Source organism: Acetivibrio cellulolyticus CD2 (genome assembly GCF_000179595.2).
Lineage (GTDB): Bacteria > Bacillota > Clostridia > Acetivibrionales > Acetivibrionaceae > Acetivibrio > Acetivibrio cellulolyticus.
The window spans coordinates 69,247-70,109 of the sequence record NZ_JH556652.1; the positions used below are offsets into that span (position 1 = coordinate 69,247).

Sequence of the window (863 nt, forward strand, 5' to 3'; positions counted from 1 at the left end):
GCCATTAAGGCATACGCTTTTACCTGACCCGGTAGCTCCTGCGATTAATAGGTGTGGAGTTTTATTTATGCATAAAGTTTGCAGTTCTCCGATTGCAGTTTGACCAAGTATTACTTCTAATGGATTATTACTTTTTGCTTATTAAAAGCTCGAATACAATCCATATAGGCTACATCATTTGGTACAGGGTTGGGAATCTCAATTATAAGGCCTTGTTCTGACGGTATAATTAATATGGAATTTACCTGAAGAAACATGCAAATTTCTTTTCTATCGCTGTTATCTTCGATACTCTTCCTTGTGCAGACATGCCAAGTGTGAACCTTGTTATAACAGGACCGATTTCTACTTTTTAACTGTCAAAAAGAAATATCAAATTCAGAAAAACACATTTTTAGTTTAGAGGTTAAAGCCTGTGCTTGAGCATTTAAATCAACGGAGGAATTATTTGATATGTTGGTAGCCTCATTTTTTAAAATGCTCAAAGGTGGACAGCCTTTTTTTAGGCATATATCAGTTATTTTTTCAAAGTTTAATGGTGCGGATGTCTTTTTTGACCGAATTATTCGAAGTAATATTTATCTTCGGAGGAAACTTTAGAAGAGTATTGTTTCCTGAATGGTTGAGTCTAATGATTACCCTAACTGTAAAATAAATGACTATAGCAATAATAAATATTAAAACCCAAGTACTTGAAAACTTTATATAATAGCTTAAAAATTCAGATTTTAAAATACCTGTCTTATCTTTTAAAATCAGGATTTTTACCAGTTTAAGTTTTTAGCTAGACCCATTATAGTACCTAACAAAGTTATTATTACAAATCCCAATACAGCCATTTTAGAAAGTTGTTTAAAGTAATC

The 863-nt window shown here is 32.0% G+C and carries 1 pseudogene; it reads right to left on the bottom strand.

The features are described 5' to 3' along the window. Positions 1 to 120 (bottom strand): annotated as a pseudogene (locus ACECE_RS32255) (FtsK/SpoIIIE domain-containing protein); the annotation flags it as partial. Positions 121 to 863: the final 743 nt, after the last annotated feature.